24 protein-coding genes and 1 tRNA gene are annotated in these 25,426 nt (G+C 30.0%); 9 read left to right on the top strand and 16 right to left on the bottom strand.

Features of this window, described 5'->3' with window-relative positions:
- Nucleotides 1–39 precede the first annotated feature (39 nt).
- Complete coding sequence (locus ACIQ06_RS05285; RefSeq protein WP_396144222.1) at nt 40–1,314, top strand: acetyl-CoA hydrolase/transferase family protein; 1,275 nt, start codon at nt 40–42, stop codon at nt 1,312–1,314.
- A gap of 41 nt (nt 1,315–1,355) precedes the next feature.
- On the opposite strand, the gene ACIQ06_RS05280 is transcribed toward ACIQ06_RS05285, so the two are convergent.
- From ACIQ06_RS05280 to ACIQ06_RS05220, 13 genes are all read right to left on the bottom strand, one after another.
- Nucleotides 1,356–2,747 (bottom strand): TolC family protein, encoded by a 1,392-nt coding sequence (locus tag ACIQ06_RS05280; protein ID WP_396144221.1) that lies wholly within the window; start codon nt 2,745–2,747, stop codon nt 1,356–1,358.
- The gene (locus tag ACIQ06_RS05275; RefSeq protein WP_396144220.1) at nt 2,747–4,093 is read right to left on the bottom strand and encodes an HlyD family secretion protein; all 1,347 of its coding nucleotides are present in this window, start codon (nt 4,091–4,093) and stop codon (nt 2,747–2,749) included. The genes ACIQ06_RS05280 and ACIQ06_RS05275 overlap by 1 nt, the downstream gene beginning before the upstream one ends.
- 5 nt (nt 4,094–4,098) lie before the next feature.
- Complete coding sequence (locus tag ACIQ06_RS05270) at nt 4,099–5,763, bottom strand: peptidase domain-containing ABC transporter (RefSeq protein ID WP_396144219.1); 1,665 nt, start codon at nt 5,761–5,763, stop codon at nt 4,099–4,101.
- Between the two features lie 5 nt (nt 5,764–5,768).
- Nucleotides 5,769–6,440 (bottom strand): TetR/AcrR family transcriptional regulator, encoded by a 672-nt coding sequence (locus ACIQ06_RS05265; protein WP_396144218.1) that lies wholly within the window; start codon nt 6,438–6,440, stop codon nt 5,769–5,771.
- 2 nt (nt 6,441–6,442) lie between these two features.
- The gene (locus tag ACIQ06_RS05260) at nt 6,443–7,147 is read right to left on the bottom strand and encodes a DUF2490 domain-containing protein (RefSeq protein WP_396144217.1); all 705 of its coding nucleotides are present in this window, start codon (nt 7,145–7,147) and stop codon (nt 6,443–6,445) included.
- 7 nt (nt 7,148–7,154) lie between these two features.
- Nucleotides 7,155–7,862 (bottom strand): TerC family protein, encoded by a 708-nt coding sequence (locus ACIQ06_RS05255; RefSeq protein WP_396144216.1) that lies wholly within the window; start codon nt 7,860–7,862, stop codon nt 7,155–7,157.
- An 11-nt stretch (nt 7,863–7,873) separates the two neighbouring features.
- Nucleotides 7,874–8,506: a leucine-rich repeat domain-containing protein gene (locus ACIQ06_RS05250; RefSeq protein ID WP_396144215.1), complete on the bottom strand. Its 633-nt coding sequence runs from the start codon at nt 8,504–8,506 to the stop codon at nt 7,874–7,876.
- 93 nt (nt 8,507–8,599) lie between these two features.
- Complete coding sequence (locus ACIQ06_RS05245; protein ID WP_396144214.1) at nt 8,600–9,103, bottom strand: mechanosensitive ion channel domain-containing protein; 504 nt, start codon at nt 9,101–9,103, stop codon at nt 8,600–8,602.
- Nucleotides 9,104–9,111: 8 nt separating this feature from the next.
- On the bottom strand, nt 9,112–9,909 hold the full coding sequence (locus ACIQ06_RS05240) for a Fic family protein (RefSeq protein ID WP_396144213.1): 798 nt from the start codon (nt 9,907–9,909) through the stop codon (nt 9,112–9,114).
- Nucleotides 9,910–9,916: 7 nt separating this feature from the next.
- Nucleotides 9,917–10,693 carry a DUF2490 domain-containing protein gene (locus ACIQ06_RS05235; RefSeq protein WP_396144212.1) on the bottom strand — a complete coding sequence of 259 codons (777 nt, stop codon included), beginning with the start codon at nt 10,691–10,693 and terminating at the stop codon, nt 9,917–9,919.
- Between the two features lie 146 nt (nt 10,694–10,839).
- Nucleotides 10,840–11,496: a hypothetical protein gene (locus ACIQ06_RS05230; RefSeq protein ID WP_396144211.1), complete on the bottom strand. Its 657-nt coding sequence runs from the start codon at nt 11,494–11,496 to the stop codon at nt 10,840–10,842.
- A 166-nt stretch (nt 11,497–11,662) separates the two neighbouring features.
- Nucleotides 11,663–13,180, bottom strand: coding sequence for a 2,3-bisphosphoglycerate-independent phosphoglycerate mutase (gene gpmI, locus ACIQ06_RS05225; protein ID WP_396144210.1), 1,518 nt, complete (start codon nt 13,178–13,180; stop codon nt 11,663–11,665).
- Between the two features lie 109 nt (nt 13,181–13,289).
- On the bottom strand, nt 13,290–15,722 hold the full coding sequence (locus tag ACIQ06_RS05220; protein WP_396144209.1) for a DUF5916 domain-containing protein: 2,433 nt from the start codon (nt 15,720–15,722) through the stop codon (nt 13,290–13,292).
- A gap of 245 nt (nt 15,723–15,967) precedes the next feature.
- On the opposite strand from ACIQ06_RS05220, the gene ACIQ06_RS05215 reads away from it, so the two are divergent.
- Entirely contained in the window at nt 15,968–16,669 is a 702-nt protein-coding gene (locus ACIQ06_RS05215; protein ID WP_345092963.1) for a murein L,D-transpeptidase catalytic domain family protein, read from the top strand.
- Here ACIQ06_RS05215 and ACIQ06_RS05210 read toward each other — a convergent pair.
- On the bottom strand, nt 16,658–18,361 hold the full coding sequence (locus ACIQ06_RS05210) for a murein L,D-transpeptidase (RefSeq protein WP_396144208.1): 1,704 nt from the start codon (nt 18,359–18,361) through the stop codon (nt 16,658–16,660). The genes ACIQ06_RS05215 and ACIQ06_RS05210 overlap by 12 nt on opposite strands.
- Before the next feature lie 5 nt (nt 18,362–18,366).
- Nucleotides 18,367–18,807, bottom strand: coding sequence for a GNAT family N-acetyltransferase (locus ACIQ06_RS05205; RefSeq protein WP_396144207.1), 441 nt, complete (start codon nt 18,805–18,807; stop codon nt 18,367–18,369).
- 175 nt (nt 18,808–18,982) lie between these two features.
- Between ACIQ06_RS05205 and ACIQ06_RS05200 the strand changes: the two genes are divergently transcribed.
- A tRNA-Gly gene (locus ACIQ06_RS05200) sits at nt 18,983–19,055 on the top strand.
- 42 nt (nt 19,056–19,097) lie between these two features.
- On the opposite strand, the gene pepE is transcribed toward ACIQ06_RS05200, so the two are convergent.
- Nucleotides 19,098–19,808 (bottom strand): dipeptidase PepE, encoded by a 711-nt coding sequence (gene pepE / locus ACIQ06_RS05195; protein ID WP_396144206.1) that lies wholly within the window; start codon nt 19,806–19,808, stop codon nt 19,098–19,100.
- 171 nt (nt 19,809–19,979) lie between these two features.
- Here pepE and ACIQ06_RS05190 point away from each other — a divergent pair, with 171 nt between their 5' ends.
- From ACIQ06_RS05190 to ACIQ06_RS05165, 6 genes are all read left to right on the top strand, one after another.
- On the top strand, nt 19,980–20,717 hold the full coding sequence (locus tag ACIQ06_RS05190) for a hypothetical protein (RefSeq protein WP_396144205.1): 738 nt from the start codon (nt 19,980–19,982) through the stop codon (nt 20,715–20,717).
- Nucleotides 20,718–20,721: 4 nt separating this feature from the next.
- Complete coding sequence (locus ACIQ06_RS05185) at nt 20,722–21,519, top strand: hypothetical protein (protein WP_396144204.1); 798 nt, start codon at nt 20,722–20,724, stop codon at nt 21,517–21,519.
- An 18-nt stretch (nt 21,520–21,537) separates the two neighbouring features.
- Nucleotides 21,538–22,038 (top strand): DUF6702 family protein, encoded by a 501-nt coding sequence (locus ACIQ06_RS05180; RefSeq protein ID WP_396144203.1) that lies wholly within the window; start codon nt 21,538–21,540, stop codon nt 22,036–22,038.
- Between the two features lie 150 nt (nt 22,039–22,188).
- The gene (locus tag ACIQ06_RS05175) at nt 22,189–24,438 is read left to right on the top strand and encodes a M1 family metallopeptidase (RefSeq protein WP_396144201.1); all 2,250 of its coding nucleotides are present in this window, start codon (nt 22,189–22,191) and stop codon (nt 24,436–24,438) included.
- A gap of 39 nt (nt 24,439–24,477) precedes the next feature.
- A complete protein-coding gene (locus ACIQ06_RS05170) occupies nt 24,478–24,834 on the top strand; it encodes a twin-arginine translocase TatA/TatE family subunit (RefSeq protein WP_298304652.1) in 357 nt (118 codons plus the stop codon).
- On the top strand, nt 24,834–25,388 hold the full coding sequence (locus ACIQ06_RS05165) for a phosphatase PAP2 family protein (RefSeq protein WP_396144200.1): 555 nt from the start codon (nt 24,834–24,836) through the stop codon (nt 25,386–25,388). Before ACIQ06_RS05170 ends, ACIQ06_RS05165 begins: the two co-directional genes overlap by 1 nt.
- Nucleotides 25,389–25,426: the final 38 nt, after the last annotated feature.

Genomic DNA, 25,426 nt, shown 5'->3' with positions numbered 1-25,426 from the left:
AAAAATTCCAATTTTAACTTTGTACAAAATTTATTAGGTATGAGTAAATATGTTACCGCAGCAGAAGCTGTAAAAGTCGTAAAATCTGGAGATAGAGTCTATCTTCAAGCTGCCGCAGCAGCACCAACTATATTAGCTAACGCACTAACCGAAAGAGCATCTGAGTTAAGAAATGTCGAAATTTGTCATCTTCATGTAGAAGGAGAAGCGCGCTACGCAAACCCTGAATTAGCAGAAAGTTTTCATGTAAATTCGTTTTTTATTGGAGCCAATGTTCGTCACACTTTAAAAGCAGGAAATGGTTCTTATACACCAGTTTTTCTAAGTGAGCTACCTCATTTGTTTCGTAAAAATGTTTTGCCATTAGATGTCGCATTCATTCACGTTTCGCCACCAGACAGACATGGTTATTGTTCGCTAGGAGTTTCTGTAGAAGCTACTGTTGCAGCCATTGAAAACGCTAAAATTGTAATTGCACAAGTGAATCCGCAGATGCCAAGAACTTTTGGTGATGGAATTCTTCATGTTTCTGAAATTGATTATTTAGTTGAGGTTGATGTGCCAATTTATGGTCATGATCCTGTTCCATTTTCAATAGAAGAAGAAAAAATAGGTTCTTTGGTTGCTTCATTAATCGAAGATAAAAGTACACTTCAAATGGGAATTGGTTCTATTCCAAATGCTGCTTTAAGCAAACTTACAAACCACAAAGATTTAGGTTTACACACCGAAATGTTCTCCGATGGAGTTATTGATTTAATTGAAAATGACGTTATCAATTGTAACTACAAAGGAACTTTACGCGGAAGAGTTTTAGCTACATTTTTAATGGGTTCAAAACGTTTGTATGATTTTGTAAACGACAATCCATTTATTGAAATGAAAGAATCTTCAATGGTAAATGATACGGCTCGTATTAGAAAAAATCCAAAAATGGTTTCTATAAATTCAGCTATTGAAGTTGATGTAACTGGTCAAGTTTGTGCCGATTCTATTGGTGCAAAAATGTTTTCTGGTGTTGGCGGACAAATGGATTTTATTCGTGGAGCAACTTTAAGTCAAGGAGGAAAAGCGATTATTGCATTGCCATCAATTACTAAAAGAGGAGAAAGTAGAATTGTTCCTTATTTAAAACAAGGTGCTGGAGTTGTGACTACTCGTTCTCATGTTCATTATATAATTACTGAAAACGGAATTGCCGATTTGTATGGAAAAACGCTTCGTCAAAGAGTTGGCGAAATGGTTCGAATTGCACATCCAAATCATCAAGAAAGTATTGATAGACAGTATTATGAAATGCTAAATAATATGTAGTTTTTAATTGCCTCGAGTTTATACTCGAGGCAATTGAATTATTAATCTGGATTGGCCATTATTTTAAATAGTTCGGCATTTGAAATTAAATAACGATTTTCCAAACTCAATTCAGATAATTGTGAGCTAACCAAATTATTTTCTCGTGAATTAATTAAGAAAATAGAACTTTCTCCAAAAGAAAATAATCGCTCTTCTGACGTCAACATGGTGTTGTAATCTTTTACTAAATCTGAGATTAGTTTTCGTTGTTTTTCTAACGAATTGATTTCGGTTTGTTGAGCGTTGATTTTGTTTTTAAGTTGAACACGTTCTAAATCAAGTGAATATTGTGTGTCTTGAATTTTGAATTTTGCCAATTGCAATCCGCCACGTTCTTTTCTTAAAAAAATAGGAAAACTAAAATTCATACCTACTTTATAGTTATTGAAGTTGGTGTTATTCCAAGCACTTTGTTCAGATAAATAATGATACCCTAAATCAATTTTTGGTAACAAACTGTTGGCTTTTAGTTTGCGTTCTACTTCTAAAATATCCAATTTACTTTGAAGTGAATTAATTTTTGGATGGTTTTCTATCGAAATGTTTTCTACTAAAAGTTCGTTTGTTTTTAAAGTTTCTTTTATTGTGTTTTCAAGTTTTATCTCTGGAATAATAGTGTCTTGTAATTCCAAAGGAACATTGTTTTCAAGCCATAAAAAGTTAGATAATTCTAATTTAGATTTTATCAATTTCAATTGTGAATCTTCAAGACTAAGTTTTCTATTTCTTACAATAATTCCTGCTTCAACACTATCTATTGCTGGTTTGTCACCATTTTTTATTAAACTTGCTACACCATTAAAACGTATTTCTGCATTTTTTAAATACTCGGTGTAAAGTTGTACTTCGCTGTAATTTCGTTTCCAATTAAAATAGGCAACGGATGCGTTGTATAAAACTTCAATAGCTTGTAATTTTCGTTCGGCTTGGCTTAATTGGATTTGGATTTTGGCTTTTCGTAAATCGGCCATTCTTTGATTTATCAATAATCCTTGACCAAGTGGAACCGTAATTCCAAGCGAAGTCAGTCCTTGATTAGGAAGTGTATTTTGCGGATTTAAATAAACGCCTTCGCTGTTGTCAAAACCTGCTTTCACTTCAATACCATACCAAGTTGGGATTTTGAAACTACTGTTTAAAAGTGAATAATATTGGCTGTCTTTAAATTGTTTTTTGTCAAAATCGACTTCTATTTTTGGATCAAATCCACCACGTGCCATCATTAAATTGGCTTGAGCGCTATTGACTTCAAGGTTGGCACTTTTTACCATAGGGTGGTATTTTTTTACATATCCCAGATACTCATTGTAGGTGAGCTCTTGAAGGTTTTTATCTTGACCAAAAACAAAGCTACAGAAAAACAGAAAGACTATAATTTGAACTTGTTTCATTACTTTTTCTCTTTTGATATTTCGCCTTTTGGTTTGTAATAATTAGGTGGAAAACCATTTAATGTTCGCCATAATTCAAACCAAATAGGTACATTGTCTAACAAAGCCAATGTTTGTGCGCCTGAGCCAATACTAACTTGTTTTGGCCAAGCTTCTTCTTTTTCGTCTGGTGCAATTAAAACTCTGAATTTTCCGTTTGGAGAAATGAAATTTTCAATGGCAACAATTTTTCCACCAAAAGTTCCATAGCTCATATTTGGCCAACCCGAGAACACAATTGTAGGCCAACCATCGAACCAAATTCTAACTTTTTCGCCTTTGTGAATCAAAGGTAAATCGGTTGGTGATACATAAGTTTCTACAGCTATGTCGTATTTTGAAGGCATTATACTTACAATCTGTGTTCCTTCTTTAATAGTCTCTCCAATTCCCGATTGAATGGCACGGTTTACATAGCCATCTTGTGGTGCTTTTATGTAATACATTCCATTACGAATTTGGTAATTTACTACTTGATTTTCAAGTTTATTTACCTGTGCTTCGGTATCATATTGGCTACTCAATGCCGTGAATTGATCACTTTGTGCTTTTGATGATTTTTCTGCATATTCAGCACTGATTCTATTTATTTCAACTTTTGCGTTTATTAATTCGTTTTTACTCGCTAGAAGTTTGTTTTCTTGTGTAATGATTTTAGCTTCTACTTCTTGTAATTTCAATCTTTTTTCTTCGACATCGGTTAAAGGTTTTAGACCTTCTTTATTCAATGTTACCGAACGATTGAATTGTGTGTTGGCGATTTTTATTTGGGTTTTTACAGCTTCCAAATCCATACTATCACTTTGAACTTTCAAAACTCCTTGACGGATTTTATTTTGGGCTTGTTGTAATTTTAAGATTCTTTCGTTTTCAATGGCATTAATTTGAGCCGAAAGCGAAGTTACTTTTCCACCATAGGATTGTCCTGCCATTTTTTTAGCATCAACTTGACTTTTAGTGTTTTCAACTAAATTGGGATCGAAATAATCTTCTTTAATTTCCGAAATGAAAAGAATAGTGTCGCCTTTTTTTACAAAATCACCTTCTTGAACGTACCATTTTTCTATTCTACCAGCAATTGCAGATTGGATCGTTTGAGGTCTTTGATTTGGTTTTAGGGTTGTAACAGCTCCTGAACCAGAAATGTTTTGCGTCCAAGGAAGAAATAATATTACAACTCCAATTAAGGAAACATATAGGATTATTTTGTTCAATATTTTGTAATGTGGTCTATTAGCAAGACTTTTTACAGTGCTATATTGATCAATATTTTCGGTTATTGGATTTTTTTTAGAAATATTTAGCATGGCAATTATTTTTTAGTGTCAGCAATTATTTTTCCGTCTTTCATTTTTATTTTTCTATTACATTTTTGTTTCCAATACTCATTTTTTGAAGAAACAATTACGGTCCATTTGTTTTTGGCATCTGTAATAAAATCGATGATTTCTTTAGTCGCTTCTTCATCCATTTTGTCTAAAGGATCCTCGAAAAACAATATTTTTGGTTTATTTACAATACTTCTAGCTAATATAATTTTCTGTGCATTTGATGATGATAATTGACGTCCATCAGGGAAAATGTGTGTGTCTAATCCGTTTGGTAATGTTTTGATAAACGTTCCTAATTTTACGCTTTCAATTGCCCATTTTATGTCATCATGCGAAACTAATGGATTGTTGAACGTTATATTTTCTAAAATAGTTCCTTCAAATGGTGTTTCACCTTGAGTGATAGTTCCTATTTGAGAACGGTATTGTGCCAAATCTATTTTACGATAGGTATCGTCATTTATAAAAAAGGAGCCTGATGTTGGTTGCATTCCACCTGACAAAACTCGTATTAGTGTTGTTTTTCCTGATCCATTACCACCATCAAGGTAAATTTTTTCTGATTGGTCAATTTTTAAATTAATTTTATCTAGAACATCATCCATAGAATCTGGAAATTTGAATCTAAGATTTTCTGCTTCTAAGGTAATATTAGTAAAACAATAATCTTGATTTTTTGTTTGCGCTTCTTCGATATTCAAATCTACGATTTGACCAATTTTTTCAACAGATGTCAATACATCATATAGACTTTCTAAACCAACAATTAATTTTTCAACAGAATTTAATACTAATAAAATTATAATTTCAGCAGCAACGAATTGTCCAATATTCATCTTTTGATTCAAAACTAAATATCCACCGATAAATAACAAACAAGCAGTAATAATTACTTTAAAAACAATTAGTTGTGAAAATTGTCTTTTGATTACTTTGAAATGTTTTTCTCGATAATTTAAATATTCATCTACTAAAATATTATTTTTATTTAAAGCAAAATCAAAGTTGTCTTGTTTTCTAAAACTGAAATTGTTTCTGGCAATTTCTTGAAGCCAACTTGCAACTTTATATTTGTATTTTGATTCTTTCATACTTGAAGAAAGTCCTGGATTGTATGAAAATTTAAAAATAGAATAAAGTAGTACTATCAATAAAATTCCGAAGAAAATAAAGAAAGGATGATACAATGACAGCAGAATTATTCCGAAAAGGATTTGTAATAAAGCTGTAGAAAAATCAATTAATAATTTTGAAGTTCCTTTTTGAATAGAAATTGTATCGAAAAAGCGATTGGCTAATTCTGGTGGATATTGGTTGTACAGTTCTTCAAATTTAATTTTAGGCAAACGATAGCTGAATTCGAATGAAGAACGTACAAATATTTTTTGTTGTAAGTTTTCTGTAATACGTAGTTGCATTAAGGATAATATTCCAACTAGAGCTACACCAATGACAACAATTACAACAAGAACTATCCATGAAATGCTTACTTGTCCTGCTTGAATTAAATTAATAATAGCTTGGATTCCTAGTGGTAATGATAAACTTACTAATCCGGCAAAAATGGCGTAGAAAATGATTTGAGAAATATCTCTTTTGTCTAATTTTAATAAATTATAAAACCGTTGTAAAGGCGTTTGACTCATAACTATTATTTTAATGTATTTTCAACTAAATTGATATAAAAATCGGTTGGTGAAATAGAAGTGTTACAATTGGTAATTGTTTTTAAATGATCTTTTAGAAAATGTTGATGTAAAGCACCTTCTACAATAGACGAGGCTAAACTTTTTGCAAAAGCATAGTTAGGGTTTACGTCATTAATCATTTCAATAATTCGGTTGATTACTCTTTTATAAACTAGAAAAAAACCTTCTTTATTTTCTTCATCAACTTCTTTTGTAAGCAAAGTTTTTGTAAATTCTTGAATGATTATTTTGTTTAATATTGCTTCATTTATATGTAATGTTGTTGAATCATCTTCAACTTTTTCTGTAACTATGGTAATACCTTTTTTCAAGCGTTCCATAGGATTGGAAACATTTGTTGTTGCAAATGCTAATTTATATTCTATCCAGCCCCAATACCAAGAGGAAAGGTATAACAATAATTTGTGTTTGCTTTCAAAATAACGATAAATAGAACTTTCATTCGAGCTTATTTTTTCACCCAATTTTTTGAAAGTAAAATTTTCAAATCCAATTTCATCTATTAATAGAATACTTTGTTCAATGATTTTCTTTCCTAAATCTGATGTTTCAGGATTTTTGACATATAATTTATCATTTACAGAAATGATTATGTTAGAAAGTATATTTTGCATTACTAATCTGTTGTTATTGGTGTAAAGTCTTTGTTTTTTTTATTTAAGTCAAGAGTATACAAAATGGCAAGGTTTAAAAAATTTTTTCCTGTTTCATCATTAATACGGTAATCAAATTGATAAATATAACCAGTTTGAACAGTTAACTCTTTTGAAAACTCATATCCGCAACCCATAAAAAATCTGTTTCTTTCAAAAAATGGTTCGTTATCAGTAAAAAATATTTCATTCCATGCCGTTAAATAAAAAGTTTTAGGCATTATAGTTTTATTATTTATTGGCACTAATGCTCCTAATCTATATCTAAATCTATTTCTGTATCCATTTGATGTAAATCGTTGTTCTGCTCTATAACGATGTTCAAATGTAACAAACTCTAAAGGGTTTTTCATATTTATTTGAACCCATGTTCTAGTTTCTAGATTTTTTGCAGGCAGTTCAAAGTTTCCTCCTTCACTATAGGTATTATATGAACCAATACCTGTTGTTACAGAAAAGTTTTTTTTGATTAAATAAGTTGCGCCACCTTTATATTCGTAATAATGAAATTGATCGTAAAAAGATAGACTTCTTAATTGCGCCTCAAAAAAAGTATTCCATTTAGAATTTAGTTTAATATTGAAATTAACAATATTCCATGAACCAATTTCATTTTGAGAATAACTAATACTTGTAAATAAAAATAATAAAAAACTAATTTTTTTCATTACAATACTAAGGTAAATTTACATGTTTTTTTGTTGTGGTTTTCATTTGAATGATATCTACTAAAAAGGCAAATGCCATTGAAAAATAGATGTATCCTTTAGGAATTTCGAAATGGAACCCTTCTGCAATAAGTGATACTCCAATCATCATTAAAAAACAAAGAGCTAAAACTTTAAAAGACGGATGTTTAGAAATAAATTCACTAATTGGTTTTGCTGCAAATAGCATAATTATTACTGTTACAATTACTGCTGTGTACATAACCCAAAGCTCATCGACCATTCCAACCGCAGTGATAATTGAATCTACTGAAAAAACTAAATCTAACAGAATTACTTCACCTAGAAGTTTTCTAAAATTTCCTTTTTTTGGAAGTTCGGCTTCGTGTGAATTAGCGATTTCTGTTTTGTGATAAATCTCTTTGGTACTTTTATATATTAAAAATAAACCTCCAAGTATTAAAATAATACCTTTTCCTGTGAAGTCAATTTCAAAAAGCGAAAATAATGTTTTATCAAGTTTTAGTATCCAAGAAATAAAACCTAAGAGTGCTAATCGCATTACCATCGCTAGTCCAATTCCCCAATAGCGCAATTTGTTTCTTTGGCTTTCTGGGAGTTTATCGGCAAGAATAGAAATGAAAATAATGTTGTCTATTCCTAGTATTACTTCGAGAGCAATTAATGAAATTAAAGGTATTAAAGCGTCTATCATATTATTAAGTTTTAGAAATTAATTTTAAATCCGAAGTTTAGGTTTTTCATGTCCTGTAATTCAGGGTTTATGTTGTTGTCTTTTAAATCAAGATATTTCAAATGGTCTAAAGCCTCCAATTTTGGAATTTCTTTAAATTTATTGTTGTTTAAATACAATGATTCTAAATTTTTAAAACTTAGTAATTCACTTGGTAAAATAGATAGGTTATCGTTTTCAAGATGAAGTGATTTTAATTTTGGTAATTTAGATAGAATAGAAAGTGTTTTAGGAAGATTCATATTCTTTTCCTCGTTCAAATAGATTTCTTCTAAATTGGTTAAATTAGAAAATCCTTCTGGTAAGTTTGTAAAATCGTTGTTACTTAAATCAATTGTTTTTAATGATTTAAGGTTTGATATGGCAGATGGAATTTCTTTTAAATGGTCATTTTTTAAATTTAAGTATTCTAAGTTGATGAATTTTGACCAATTCTCATTAGATAAATTTATATTTTGATTGCTAAGATTTAATCTTAATACTTTTTCTGGTTCTCTTAGCGCTTCAGACAAAGATGTATATTCTTTTATCTTATCGTTATTTTGAGAAAATACTGCATATGAACAGAGTAGCAATACAATTTTGAGTAGATTAATTTTTTTCATAATGCATTTTTTAATTTTGAAATGATTTTCAATTGCAAATATAATAGTAAAACTATCAACAATTGTATTTTAACTATTATTTTTCACTTTTTTTTAACCTTTTACTTTCTCAGTAACTGAGATTGATTTTTGTAGTATTAATGAATTTGGAATAGTTATAATTTTGTCATTTTCTGTTTTTAAATGAATGAAAAAATAGGTCAAGTCAGATATTTCGCCAGAAAAAGGATAGTCTTTATCTAATACTTCGATGTAATCTCCAATTTTTAGTGGATGATTAAAAAATAATATTATTCCAGAGGTAATATTTGATAGCAGTGACCATTGTGCAAAAAATGCAATTCCAAAAGCTGTTAAGATCGATGTAGCAAAAATGGCAATTTCATTTTGTTTTAAACCCCAAATTGCAGAAAGTAGAATTATAGCCGTTAATGAAAGTAATAGATTAATGGTTTTAATCATTATTTTTCTTCTACCTCTTTGAAGTTGAGTGTTTTTTAAAGCGTTGTTTATTATGGTTTTTGTTGCAAAATAAGTTAACAGATAGCAAAATAATACTACACCAGTTTCAATGATTTGAATAGTAATAGGTTTCATAATTTATTTTATTGATTATTTTTTATTCTTTCTCTATTTTTTCCAATTTCATCAATTTTTTCAAGTAATAAATTAGAGTTTATTAATAAGCGATCTAATTCTTGTTCGAAAAACTCTTCTGTATGTTTATTCCATTTTAATGGATTTTTTTCTAATTCTTTAAAACTATTACTAAGTGTATTTATATAAAGTTTTTTTTCGTTTGCATCATTTATAAAAATTGGAGGATATAAATTAAACATCAACAGCCAATTTTTTGCAATGCGAGTTACTCTTCCATTTCCGTCTAAAAAAGGATGTATACGAATTAGTTCATGATGTAAATATATTGCTTTAACAATTGGAATTTTAATTTTTTCCATTCTGTAAAGCATTTCAGAGACCAAGCTTGGAATCAAATTTGGTTCAGGACAAATATGAGCACCGATTTGGACATTAGATTTTCTGTAACTATTTGGATGTATTTTATTTGTTTCTGGGGATATTAATCTTAATAATTGAAACAATTGAATTTCATTGCCGAAATTGTTTTTATCAATTATTTCCTCAATAACAAAATCTAAAGTAGTTTTTAAGTTTTCTAAATATTCTACAGCCTCTTGATCGTTTTGCGCCTCCATTTGAGCATTTTTTATGCTTAATAGTTCTTTTAAATCATGAATTCCTTCAAGATAAGTGTCGAGCAAGTCGTCGTCAAGGTGATATCTACTATATATTATCAATCTGTATATAGCTTTTATTGTTTCATTGATTTGATCAATTTTTTTTTGATTTACTTCAATTATTTCAGTAGGTAGTAATAACATAGTTCAATTATTTTTTTGAAGTTAAATCAAAGTTGAAGTTAGTGTTGATTATGAATCCGTTATTGTTTTGAAACACATTTCTGTTGTTAACTTCTCTTCCTAATTGAAGTGTTTGGTTAAGATATCCTGCTTCGATTCGCAAACTATTGCTAAATCTATATCCTAGTACCAGTCCAATTCTATTTTGATCAAAAATATTTTCATTTACGTTTTTTCCAAAACCTATAAACAGTTCATCATAAGCAGCAATGTATGGTGTTTTATTTTCTATTTTATCTCCTTTTAATGGCATTTGTAATCTTATCATATATCTTAATCTGTTTAAGAAAGGAAATTCATCTTCGTCTGTTAATGCTGCGTTTGAATACCGACCAACCCATCTTTGTTCAAGCATAAATCTATGAGATATATCAATTTTTGAAATTTTATCAGTTATTGTGATCATTTGAAAAGCTCGATGTTCTGTAAAATCTTTTCCCATGCCATTTATTGGAGTTTCTCCATATGGATAAGTTTCAATCCAAGCATATCCAAGTCGTAATTGTAACTTTTGATTTAATTGATAGTTTAGACCAAGTCGAAGTAAACCTTGTTGTTTATCTGTTATGAAATTATCTCTTCGAAGTTGATATTCGCTATGAATGCTGTATTTATCATTTAATTTAAATGTCCCAAAATAGTTGTACCAACCAATGTTGTTATGCTCGTTTACTCTTGTGTTTTGAGCGTAAGAACTGTTAATTGAGAAAATTATAATAACCAGAAAAGTATATTTTAGATTCATATGTTTAAATTTTATCTTCTAAAGGTAACATATGGTATCGCCTTTTTAATCATTGGTTTTTGTTTTCAACAAACTTTTTGTTTGTGGCGATTTCATAATATAAAAATTTTGGGCTGACTCATTTAAGAACCAGCCCAAGTTAATTGCTATTTAGTTGGTGAAAACGGTAGAGATGATTTGTGAACAATAATTCTCAATTTACCATCTTTTCCTTTTTTGAAAACCCAGGTTTTATCAACCATTACTTCTTTTCCGTCTTTACCGGTTACCCAAACATTACCCATTGTTATAGCAATAGAACCATATATTTGAATACCTTCATTATTTTTTCCTGCATTGTCATATCTAGCTTTTACCCAAGGTGTAAGTGCAAAACCTTTGTCGTTTGGATAATCGGCATCACCTCCAATGAAATAAGCTAATGCTCCTTTTTTGTCATTTCTAAAGGTTTGATCGCCATAAGCCAAAGTAGGTTTGAAAAAAACTTTACCATTGTCATAGTTGTAAGCTTCTGATAAAACTTGCTTTGCAAATGTTTTGTAATCACCACCTTCTTCTTTAAGTTTTCCAATTTTTACCAAGGCATCGCACCAATCTTGTTGGGCTTTGTTTACTTCATCATAAGTGATGATTGTTTGCGCACCTTCTTCAACATAAATCAATCCTAGTTCATTAATAACTTTTTGAACCTCTTTTTTTTGATCATCAGTTGCCTGAGTTTTTTCTTCTGTTTTTTTGTTTTGATTGCATGAACTTAATAATACCGCAATACAAGCCAAGCCAATAATTACAATTTTTTTCATGATTCTAAATTTTAAAAGTTTTACATTTAATATTAATACAAATATAAACAAATATAATAGTAATACTATTGATTATGAAATTTTAACTTTTATTTATAACATTTGGCATAAAAAAAGAGACTCAAAAAATGAATCTCTTAATTAAAACAAGGGTTGTTTTTTTATTTTATAGCAACGAATGCTGTGTCATAACTGCTGGTTTTTCAATTCCCATTAATTCTAAAATAGTAGGAGCGATGTCACCTAAAACGCCATTATGAATAGTTTTTAATTCTTTATCAACTAAAATAATTGGCACCGGATTCGTTGTATGTGCTGTATTTGGAGATCCATCAGGATTAATCATAGTTTCACAATTTCCGTGGTCTGCAATGATAATAGTAGTGTAGTTGTTTTCTAAAGCAGTTTTAACCACTTCTTTTACACAAGCATCAACAGCTTCGCAAGCTTTTATAGCAGCTTCCATTACACCTGTATGTCCAACCATGTCACCATTGGCAAAATTCAAGCATACAAAATCAACTTCACCTTTTTTAAGTTCAGGAACCAAAGCATCTTTTAATTCGAAAGCACTCATTTCCGGTTGTAAATCGTAAGTAGCTACTTTTGGTGAATTTCTTAAAATTCTAGTTTCGCCAACAAACGGAATTTCTCTTCCGCCTGAAAAGAAGAAGGTTACGTGAGGATATTTTTCAGTTTCCGCAATACGTATTTGAGTTTTTCCTGCTTTTTCTAAAACTTCTCCAAGTGTTTCTGTCAAATTATCTTTGTCATAAATCACATGTACATTTTTGTAGGTATCATCATAATTGGTCATTGTGACATAGTACAAATTCAATTTATGCATATTTTGTTCGTGGAAATCTTCTTGAGAAAGTACTTCGGTTAACTCTCGACCTCTATCGGTTCTGAAGTTGAAGAAAATTACAACATCATCATTTTGAATGGTAGCAATTGGTTTGTCATCGCTATCAACCATTACAATTGGGTCAATAAACTCATCAGTAATATTGTTTTTATAACTTTCTAAAACGCTCAAAACAGCATCTTTAGAATGTTTTCCTGTTCCGTTTACTAACAAATTGTAAGCTAATTTTACACGTTCCCAACGTTTATCTCTGTCCATTGCATAATATCTTCCTACAACAGAAGCTAGTTTTGCTTTGGTATTGAAAATATAATTATTCAAGTCTTCAAGATACAAAGAACCCGATTTTGGGTCAACATCACGACCATCGGTGAAAGCATGAATGTAAACTTTATCTAAACCAAATTCTTGCGAAGCATCAATTAATCCGCGCAAGTGTGATGTATGCGAATGCACTCCACCATCAGATAGTAATCCTAATAAATGAACAGCTTTGTTGTTCTCTTTAGCATATTGCAATGCAGCAACTAATTCTGGTTCGTTGTGTAATGTTTTATTTTCAACAGCTAAGTTTATTTTTACTAAATCTTGATATACAATTCGTCCTGCGCCAAGATTCATGTGACCAACTTCAGAATTTCCCATTTGACCTTCTGGTAAGCCAACGTTTAATCCATCAGTTCTAAGTTGTGCGTTTGGATATTTTGTATATAAACTGTTTATAAAAGGCACATTAGCGTTATCTATTGCCGATACTTTTGGGTCTGGAGATTTTCCCCAACCATCAAGAATCATCAGTATTACTTTTTTGTTCATTGTGATAGTATTTTACACAAAGATATGCATTTGCAATAGCTGAAATGAAAAGTTGGAGGTAAATTTATTTGAAAAATAACGAAAACGATTTAGTGTTTTCTCAAGAAAATTATTTTTTAGAAAACCAGTTTTTAGCAGAATTGTAATCAATAAAATAGCGAATACTTACAGATAAAATATGATTAAGATTTTCTTGATTAACAGAATCTCTAAAATTACTACCAATTTCTTTATTAAATTCTCTAGCAAATAGTGAAGAGTTATTTCGATAAAGCACTGACATTTGACTACCAGGAGCAAACCACCAAGAAAAGGATAAATCCATGTTCCAGGTATTAAAATTGGAGTTTTTGTTTTTGTTGTAATTTGTATTGGTTTCTAAAGTGCCATCGTCTTTAAGAGTTAGTATCTCTTTATTAATTGCGTAACTCCAATAATGACGAATAGAAAGATTAAAAGTTATTAAATCATTAATAGCGTATTTTCCTGACAATGTGTTAGTATAGGTATTTCTATTTCGTTTTGCTAGTATAGCGTTATCCGAATTATCGAAATCTATCCAACCAATATCGTTTACTTGTCTTGAAAATCTAGAACTATATATTAGTAATAATTTATCTGAAAAGCGATATCTTGGACTTACAAGTAAATTAAAGTTTAGTCGGTCTTTTTCGTCAAAAAAAGATATTGACGGACCAAAATCTAAAGCGAATTTTTTAGCATAATTTGATGAAAAAAAGTAATTTCCTCCAAATCTTCTTGGAACGATTAAGAATTTACTATTGTCTGCCGAACGAGGTTCATAATAATCGTAAACAGCAGTTGGTCTGGTATTTAAACCAAATCCATGATAATCATTTCTTTTGTTGGTAGAATTAAAATTTAAATTAGCACTTGATTCTTGAACACTACCTGTCGTATTGTTGAATTCTGAATATAGATTTAACTGTACATTTAAGGTGTTAAATGTCTTTGTAGGTTTTATAATTCTGTAACTTGCATTACCATAAACAGCATGATAATTGGTTTGAAAGTTGATTCCCAAATCGTTGTTGTCCCATTCATTTGAAACATATTGGCTACCAACGCTATAGCGATATTTACCTTTTGTTTTTCCTAAATTTATTGAGGTGTTGTAACCATTTCTATTATCGAGAAGGTAATCATTTACGTGGCTAAATTTATAATCACCAGATAAATTAAAAGTGTTTTTCTTGGTATTTAAATCATATATTAATGCAGACACATTCGCATCTCTATATTCACCATTTCTTGTAACATTGGTATTGATAAATGAAACAGATGAATTTTGCCTAAAACGTTGGTCTAAAACAAAAAGGTTGAAGTTTGCCAAGGGTTCTATTAATTCATTTCTTGTTTCACCAGTGATATTATTTCTTATTACAGCATCTGTTTTTTCAGTAACAGCATTTAGAATTCCAATTCCTAATCCGCCTTTGGTTCTACCTGATACTTTTAATGCATTTAATAAATTTACTGTAGAAGGATATTCAATAAAATCTTCATCAGATGATAATGTTGGTTGTACCGATGGTTCACCTCCAATTCTTCTAGAATAAAATAGATTTCCTTTATTAAATAAATCAGTTCCTTCGGTAAAAAAAGGTCTATTTTCTGCAAATTGCTGTTCGAAAGGTCCAAGGTTAAGCTCTACTCTATCAAATGCAGCTTGGCCAAAGTCAGGCACAAGAATTGCATCAAGTGTAAAAGCATCGTTTATACCATATTTTAAGTCAAAACCACCTTTAAATTCACCTTTGGTTTTGTTAGAATCATTTCCACTCAAATAATAAGAGGTGTAAGGAATTAAAAATAATCGAGTAGGGGTTTTAATGTTTTCAATGCCTTCAAGAATTCCTGCTTGGTTGGCTTCTGTTTGTAAATTAATATCAATTAAATTCCAAGAATATTGAAAACGGTCTCTATATACCTCACGATACATATTTAATCCCCAAGTTTGTTTTTTTTCATCAGAAAAACGAAGCGCCGCATAAGGAATCTTTAATTCTATAGTCCATCCATAATCTGTAATACTTGTTTTACTATCCCAAATAGAATTTAAACTAAAATCTTCTCCATTAGCCTCTGTGTAAACACAGTCTTGTTGAACACCAGCAGCGCTCACATAAAAACGAAATTCTTGTTGGCCATCATTATAACCATTGAAAAATATTCCAAAATGATCAGCGGATCCAAAATCATCCCGTGCTGTAAGCTCTCTTAAAATTTTTTTAGGTTCGTCATCGTACATTGTAGCAGCCACATAAATAGCTTCATTATCATAAACTATTTTAACTTCTGACCGTCTATTTTTTTTTTCTGGATCACCATTATTGGGTGCAATCATTATAAAGTCTGAAGCAATTGCTGCAGTTTTCCAAATTGGTTCGTCAAATTTTCCGTCAATGGTAATTTTTTCAGTACAAAATTTTGTTTGCAAAGTCTTTTTCTGAACTTGAGAATAACCCAAAGTCATTACTATTAAACTTATAAAGGAAAAAATAAACTTTTCTTTAAACATTATCTTTTTGTTAACTAGGCAAATATAAATCTTTATAATTATTACGCAATACTAATTGTAATAGAATTCTTATCTAATTAAATATTAATTTTGAAAAAATTATAAATAAAAGAAAATTACTACAAATTATTATTAAAATATTTTTTAATCGTTAAAAAATGCATTTAATCGGTATTTTTTGTCAAATTAATTTGATAATAGAAATTAGGTTTAGTATGTTTGCTTTTTAAATAACCTACTTAAGAATGAATTTTATTACTGTTTTTTACACAGCATTGTTTGTTGTTGTTTCTTTTTTATCGCCCCATAAAAAAGAAATTGCACCCAAAAAATATGCGAAAATTTCTAGAGTCAATAAAGTTACTAGTGTCTATAATTCTTTAGAAACTAATAATTTTAAGTTGCCAAATTTAGAAAGTTTTTCTAGGGCTTTTGAAGGATATCAACTTTTGAAAAATAAAGGAATGATCAAAAAAGATATCTTGACTATTATTGACTTTAGCCTGAGTTCAAAGGAAAAGAGATTGTGGATTATTGATATGAATACTCATGAAATTTTACTAAATACTTTAGTAGCGCATGGTAAGAATTCAGGAAATGATTATGCTAGCAAATTTTCAAATAAGAATGAATCTTATAGAAGTAGTTTAGGTTTTTTTTCAACTGGAGAAGTTTATAGAGGAAAACACGGCTTGTCTTTAAAATTAGATGGTTTAGAAAAAGGAATAAATGACAATGCTAGAAAAAGAGCTGTAGTAATTCATGGCGCAGATTATGTGTCTAAAACTTTTATTAGAAATCACAAAAGGTTGGGTAGAAGCCAAGGTTGTCCAGCAGTTCCTATTGAATTGAGTAAAAAAATTATTCAGACAATAAAGAACAAATCGTGTCTGTTTATTTATCATCCTTCTAGAAGTTATGTAAACAATTCTAAATTAATATCTTAATTTGGAGTACAAATTAGCATCAAGACAATAAATATCCTCTCTAAAATTTAAAATTCCATCTGTTTCCCATGCAGTCCAATATAGTTGATGAATAAACACATCTTCATCAATTTTAATAACAATGGTTTTTAATTCTGGTTTCGGAAGGTTTTTCTTTTCAATTACAAAATTTGGGTTTTTGGCCAGTATTTTAGCATTGATTTTGTCAATTTCTTTTTGTTTAGCTTTTTGTAGTTTATAGTAATATTTAATATCTGTAGTGTCTTTAATTCTTTTTAACGACCATTTTGTAGTGTCATTTATTATGTAACTTGCCATTTCTAATGGTTTCTCTAAACGTACACATCCAGAACTTAAAGAACGATATGAGAAAGCAAAGTAATCTCTATGGTTAGTATCGTGAAGATAAACAGAATATCTATTTGGGAAATTAATTTTCATTGATCCAAGTGAATTGTTTCTTCCAGGATCTTGAACATATTTATATTTGTTTGCGTCTTCTTTTTTCCAGGACCAAGGACTTACTTCATTATTTTTTCTGTCAAAAATTTTCAATCCTTTTTTTCTAAAAACACCTCTGTCTTTTTCTGCTTCGGGATAAATATCTTCTTTTAGAATTGTTGGAGGAACTGTCCAATTAGGGTTTAAATTGATATTAGATATTTTAGATTCTAAAATTGGTGTTGGGCGAGTGTCTTTTCCAACTACAATTCTTTGCGTTTGTGTAGTGTCATTTTCTTTTACGGCAACAATACTATAATCTGGAATATTTATCAAGAGATAATGATTTCCAAAATCGTGAGCAAACCATCTCCAACGCTCCATATTTACAACGATTTGTTCTATTCTTTGATTTCTAGAATAATTTAGAGCATCAATAGTGCTTCTTCCAATTACAGCATCTGGTCTTAGCCCATGTCTAGCTTGAAATATTTTTACTGCTTCTTGAGTTTTTTTATCATATACAGTAGACAAAACAGTGTCTTTTTCAACCATATCACCCCAATACATTAATCTTTTCTTGACGATAGGCACGTATTTGTTTTTTTTATTAGGCACAATTCTTTCCCTAAGATCAATCAATTCATAGGTTGTTTCCTCTGGAAATTGTTGTAATAATTTTAAACAGTTTTTTAGTTTTTTATAAATGATGTGATTGGGTTTACAGTTTTCAATGGCTTTACTGAAGTTATTGTTGTCAATACAATCATAAAGTATCTCATTTATATTTATTTTTTTTTCTTCTAAATCCCAATCTTTATAAAGTTTTTTCGGATTTAACTTTCCTTTACTGATGTGATTTACATAAAGTTGTGTGCTTGAAGTTAGAAGTAAATCATATTTTACGATTGTAGAATCTGGAAGGTCTTCAAATTTAGTTTCAAATGATTTTAAAGTTTCATAATTATAGTCTTTTGATTCTAAACCTTCATTTTCAGCTTTGCTAATTTCATTAATAATGAAATCTCTGTGTTCTTTTGTATTCCAAGCAGTTTCGTAGTTGAATTTTTTATAAAAAGCTTTAAAATCTTCGTCTTTAGAAGTATTAATTAAAGTTGAGTCAATTTTAATTCTATCATCTCCAAAAAAAGAAAAGTCAATAAAAGAGGCCTCTGCAGAAGATTCGTTTGAAATGTTTCTTTTGCAACTTGAAAAAACGATAAGTAGAATTAAAATGTAAAATTTATTCATAGGCATTAGCCAATTTCTTTTTTCATATTATAATGGATTCCAATATCGGCAATATAAAATGGCTCTCCAATTTTAATGTAACCCAATTTTTCATAAAATGGAACAGCACTTTCACGAGCATTAAACCAGATTAATTTTCCAAACTGACTTTTAACATACTCTTCAGCATGTTTAATTAGTTCATCACCAAAGCCTTTCCTTTGAAAATCCTTTAGAATAGCCATTCCTCTTATTTGGAATTGATTTTCAGAATTAAATATAACATTATTATTTTTAAAAACAGATAGTACTCCTGTTATATTTTTGTCAATAAATAATCCAAAATGAGTTGTTGTTTCTAAATCATCTCCATCAAATTGACAACTTTCAATTGGTTTTCCTTCTCTTAAAATAGGATGACGAACCAAAAAAGTGTCTCTTGAGCTGATTTTTTTAATCTCTTTCATAAAAAATTTCAATGCAAATTAAATGATAACAAATTAATAATAAAACTTTTAGACCAGCTTAGATTTGTAAAATTTTTTCTACACAAAAATTTTTCAAAAAAAATTTGCATCAAAACAAACAAATGCTATATATTTGCACTCACAAAATAAGAACATCATATTCTTTTTTTGTAATGCGGAAGTAGCTCAGTTGGTAGAGCTCCAGCCTTCCAAGCTGGTTGTCGCGAGTTCGAGCCTCGTCTTCCGCTCTGTAAAACCTCTAATTAACGTTAGAGGTTTTTTTTATTCTTTTAATTTCCTAAAAAAGCCAAATCTGTTTCAGGATTTATTTCTTCAGGAACTTGGTTTTGCCTAAATAATCTAGCAGTTAAATTCCCTTTCAATAGTATCTTTTCACCTTTTACATCAAGCCAACTGCCTTCTCTTAATCCTAAGACTGGAGTTGTTTTGAAAGCATGAAATTCTTTTATACGTGTTTCACGAGTTTCACCCATGTGCTTACTTTGTAAATTTGGATCTAAATAATGTGGATTTAAATTAAATGGAATTGCTCCTAATGTTTTAAAGCTTGGTGGATATATTATAGGCATATCATTAGTAGTTTGCATCGATATTCCTGTTATGTTACTACCAGCACTTGAGCCTAAATAAGGTGTTCCGCTTTCAATAACATTGGAAAGAGTTTGCATAACATCGTTTTCATATAACTGCGTGACTAAAAGAAATGTATTTCCGCCACCGGTAAAAATTCCTTCAGCATTTTCTATAGCTTCTATAGGATTTCCGAAAGTATGTAATCCTATAATTTTCTTATTTATTTTTGAAAAGGCAATTGCTACTCTTTCTGTATATTCATCATGTGTCATGCCTCCTGGACGAGCATAAGGTATGAAAATGATAGTATCACAATTTTTAAAATGATTTTCTAAAGTTGGAAGTAAATAGTCTAGATATTCTCCTCCATGAAGCGTTGAAGTACTTGCAATAATAAGTTTTTTCATAGTATTTTATTGTATTGACTTAAGTTTATTGTTGGAATAGGTTCTTTAAAAAAGAATAATTTTCCTCAAATTTACAAATTAATAATTAACATAAATTTACAATAGTGTTGGCTAATTTTTTGGATGACTTTAAAATACTTTTACCCAAGAATTTAACGTTAAATAATAGTTTTGTCGAAAATAAGAATACTGTTTCTCTTTTTGTTAATGATGCAATTGTCAAATGGGCAAGTTACTCCAGCGTCTAAAAAAATCAATGGAAAAGTAACGGCAGATTATAATGACTTGGAAAGCATTTACATTGTTAATTTGAAGACAGAAAAATCTACTTTAACTGAACGAGGTGGCTATTTTTCTATAAATGCAAGTGTTGGAGATACGATAATGTTTACAGCAGTACAGTTTAAGAGTTTGAAAATTACTTTGAAAGAAGAGGATTTTAATAAAGAGCTTCTATTTGTAAAAATGGAAACGTTTATAAGGATTTTAGATGAAGTTAAGATTAATGAGTATAAAGATATTAATGCAGTTTCATTGGGTATAATTTCTTCTAAAACTAAACATTATACTCCAGCAGAAAGAAAATTGCATGAAGCTACAACAGGTTCAGGATTAGTTCCTCTGAATCCAATATTGAATGCTATAACAGGAAGAACCAAACAACTTAAAAAGGAAGTTGAGGTGGAGAAAAAAGAGACAATGTTATCAAAAATTGAAAATTTGTATGAAGCAGAATATTTTACAGAAACGCTAAAGATTCCTAAAGATTTTGTCAAAGGATTTCAATATTATATAGTTGAAGATGCTAAATTTGTAGAAGCATTAAAAGCTAAAAATAAAACAATGGCTACTTTTATTATGAATGAATTAGCCGTTATCTATAAAGATTTGATAGCTGTAAAACCATAATTTTATGTCTATAAAAAATAAATTACTAATTGTATTCTTTTTATTTTCACTAGTTTCATTTTCCCAAAAAGAAAGAGTTAAAATATTGAGAGCTTTAATCGTTTCTGATTCAATTCCAGTAGAAAGAGTAACAGTTACCAACATTACTGCCGAAACAGTTGTGATTACAGACGATTTAGGACAGTTTACCATTTTTGCAAAAGAAGACGATGTTATTATGATTACTGGTGTTGCTTTTGAAACCAAACAAATTGTTGTGAAATCATCCGATTTTGAAGAAATGATATTGAAAATTCATATTACAGAAAAAGTAAATCAATTAGATGAAGTAAAAATTGGTCCATACAAACTTTCAGGTGATTTGGTTTATGATGCCAAGAGAATAAAGGTTAAACCTGCTTTTAAAGTTGAATTAGAACCGATTGATTGGTCGAATGTTGAAATTACTGGAGTGAAACCTAGAGCAGAAAATATGTTTATGCCACCTACAAGTAATGTAGCTTCTGTAGATTTGATTAAAGTTGGAAAATTAATTGCCGATTTATTCGGAAGCAGTTCAAAAAAGATTTATGTTGAAAATAAAGTTGATTTGGAAGAGTTTCAAACAGAGATTAAGAAAAGATTTTCGGATGATTTTTTTGAAAAGACTTTAAAAATTGCAAAAACAGATAAACTACTATTTATAGATTTTTGTTTTTCAGAGGAAATCAATGAAAAGCAACTTTTTGAAATTAGCAATTCATTATCTTTAATGGAGTTTATGATTGCAAAAAGTGAAGCATTCAGAAAAATAGAAAGATAAAATCACTACTTTTGAATTATGATAAAAGCATTTAGAATTACTTTGTTTTTGGCTTTATTCTTTGGTTTGTCTTCAATGGCAATCCATAAATTTTACGTATCTATATATCAAGTGAATTATGCCCCAAAAAAGAAAATGATTCAAATTACAAGCAGATTATTTATTGATGATGTAAACGATGCTTTGGAGAAAAAATTTAAAAAAAGAACCTATTTTGCTTTAGAAAACGAAACTCCTGAAGATGAAGTTTTCTTAAAAAAATACTTTGCAGAAAAGTTTATAATTAAAGTAAATGGAGTTTCTAAAACTATAAATTATCTGAGCAAAGATATTGATGGCAATGTTGTAATATGTTATTTTAGTGTAAAAGATTTACCAAAAATTTCTTCAGTAGCGATTGAGAATAGTGCCTTGATGGAATTGAATGAGGAGCAACAAAATATAATTCAAGCCAATATCAATGGAGAAAAGCAAAGTTTGCTTCTTACTTCAGAAAACTTTAAAGGAATGTTAAAATAATTCCAATACCTTATAGTTATATCAAAAAAAGTTACTTTTATGCCTTAAATTATTTTAGGTATGAAATCGCCATCTACAAAACGTTTGCGAAAGCAAACACCAATAAAAATAGCGATACATATGTACCAAAAAAACAAATAATATTTTCATATGAAATTCAATTATGCTATTTTAAACTTTGGTTTATTGTTGTTCACAGTAGGAAGCTTTGCTCAAGAAGCGCCAAAAGCAACTCCATCTTCCGAGAGAAATCCAGATAAATTCAAACAAATGTATGATTTATTGGCAACTCCCAATATGTATCGAACAGCATCTGGAGCACCAGGTCCAGAATATTATCAGCAACAAGCCGATTATAAAATCAATGTTGAATTGGATGATAAAAATACCAAATTATATGGTCAAGAAACTATTACTTATACAAATAACGCTAAGGAATCATTAGATTATTTATGGTTACAATTGGATCAAAATCAACAATCTAGAAAATCGCTTTCGCCACTTGTAAATGGAGAAAAGACGGATCCTACAATGGGAGTTCAAGGATTTTCAAGAAAATACTTAGAAGAAAAATTTGATGGAGGTTTCAATATTGAATTTGTAAAGGATGCTACAGGCAAACCAATGCAATACACCATCAATCAAACAATGATGCGTATTGAATTACCAAAAGTTTTAAAGCATAAAGAAAAAATTACCTTTTCAATAAAATGGTGGTACAACATCAACAACTATTTGTTAGATGGCGGACGTTCTGGATACGAACATTTTGATAAAGACGGAAATAACTTGTACATTCTAGCTCAGTTTTATCCAAGAATGGCAGTTTATAATGATGTAGAAGGTTGGCAAAATCAACAGTTTTGGGGTTCAGGAGAATTCACACTTCCTTTTGGAAATTTTGAAGTTAATATCACTGTTCCTGCAGATCACATAATGGAAGCGACAGGAACTTTACAAAACAGACAAGAAGTTTTTACAGCAGCTCAACTTGCTAGACTAGCAACAGCAGAAAAGACTTTTGACAAACCAGTTGTAGTAGTTACTCAAGAAGAAGCTGAAGCAGCAGAAAAAGGTTTCTCTGAAAAGAAAAAAACATGGAAATTCAAAGCAGAAAACGTTCGTGATTTCGGAATTGCTACTTCAAGAAAATTCATTTATGATGCAATGGCTGTCAAATTAAATTCTAAAACAGCAATGGCAGTTTCAGTTTATCCAAAAGAAGGAAATCCGCTTTGGGGTGAATATTCTACTAGAGCAGTTGCACATACTTTAAAAAGTTATTCTAATCATACGTTTGATTATCCTTATCCAAAAGCAGTTTCTGTTCACGCACAAGATCAAGGAATGGAGTATCCAATGATTTGTTGGAACTGGGGAAGACCAGATGCAGATGGTAAATATTCTGATAGAGTTAAAAACGGAATGATAAGTGTAATTGTGCATGAAGTTGGTCATAATTACTTTCCAATGATTGTAAATTCTGATGAGCGTCAATGGACTTGGATGGATGAAGGATTGAATTCATTTATGGAATACATGGCTTTGATGGAATGGGACCCAAACTTTCCGGCAGATAGAGGTCCAGCAAAAAATATCGTTCCTTACATGAGTGGCGATCAAAAAGGTCTTGAACCAATTATGTCAAATTCTGAAAGTATTCGTCAATTTGGAAATAATGCTTACGGAAAACCAGCTGCAGGATTGAATATTCTTCGTGAAACAGTTATGGGTAGAGAATTATTTGATTATGCTTTTAAAACTTATGCAAACAGATGGAAATTTAAGCATCCAACACCAGAAGATTTCTTTAGAACTATGGAAGATGCTTCGGCGTTTGATTTAGACTGGTTTTGGAGAGGATGGTTTTATACAACAGATAATAATGACATCGGAATAAAAGAAGTTAAAAAATTCTTTGTAAGTAATGAACCAACTAAAGAAGTAGAAGAGTTTATGAAGAAAAGACGTCGTAGAAATTCAAATTCTGGACCAATGGTTTATATGGTTGCAGACGGAAGTGAAGATTACAAGCCAGAAATGAATAAACCTTTTCAAATTAAAGATTTTCAAGCTCTTGATGAGTATGTGAATAAAACTTTTTCTGCTGAAGAGAAAGCAAAATTGAAAGATCCAAAGTATTTCTATCAAGTAACTTTTGATAAACCTGGTGGTTTGGTAATGCCAATTATCGTTGAATTAACTTTTGAAGATGGTACAACTGAAATTCAAAAATTCCCAGCACAGATTTGGAGAATGAATGATAAAGAAGTAAGTAGAACTTTTGCAACACAAAAAGTAATTACTAAAATTGTTCTTGATCCAAAATTAGAAACTGCAGATGTTGATACAGCAAATAATACTTGGCCAAAAGCAGAAGTAAAATCTAAATTTGACTAAGAACTTTGTAACTTTGCAAATCAATAAAAAGAAAAGAATATGTTTGGAATAGGTGGAGGCGAATTAATTTTCATCATTTTTATAGCTCTTATGCTTTTTGGAACAGACAAAATACCAGAAGCAGCAAGAACCTTTGGAAAAGTTATGGCCAATTTAAAGCACGCCACGAATGAAATTAAAACTGAAATTCAAAAGAGTGCCGATGTTGAAGAAATAAATTCCTCTTTTAAGCAAGTGACATCTTCTTTTACTGAAGAAGTAGATAAAGTAAAAGAAAGTGTTTCGGTTACTCCACCAGATTTTACTTCTAATACTTTAACTGATGCCACTTCGGGTATCAATGAAATTAAAGAAGATTTAGAAAGTCTAACCGGACCTATAAAAAGACAAAGGTAATGCTCGAAAAAATCATTGCGATAGATAAAGATTTATTGGTCTTCTTAAACGGATTAGGCTCCGAATCGTTTGATGGATTTTGGTTGATAATAACTAAACAAGTCTATTGGACGCCTTATTTTCTTCTAATTTTTTATTTTTTAGCAAAGAAAATAGGTTGGAAAAACTTTCTAATAGCTTTGGTATTCATCGCATTGTTAATTTTAGTAAGCGATCAAACTTCCAATTTTTTTAAAAATCATTTTCAACGATTGCGTCCTTGTAATGATTTAGATTTGAAAAACATCATTAGAATTGTGAAACCAAGTGATTCCTATAGTTTCTTTTCTGGACATGCAACCAATTCAATGGCTACAACTGTTTTTGTATTTTTAATAATTAGAAGATATTACAAATATGCCTTGTTGCTATTCTTATTTCCGCTAATATTTGCATTCAGTAGAATCTATCTCGGACTACATTTTCCAACAGACATTCTAACAGGATACGCTTTTGGAGCTACTTTCGGATTTGTTTTCTATAAAATATATCAGAAGTATATTTTAAAGGATTAAAATACTCTAGAAACAGTCAAGCCATCACGAATAAGAGT

It is taken from the genome of Flavobacterium sp. (assembly GCF_044341265.1).
GTDB lineage: Bacteria > Bacteroidota > Bacteroidia > Flavobacteriales > Flavobacteriaceae > Flavobacterium.
This window is presented reverse-complemented; position numbering and strand designations above follow the sequence as displayed.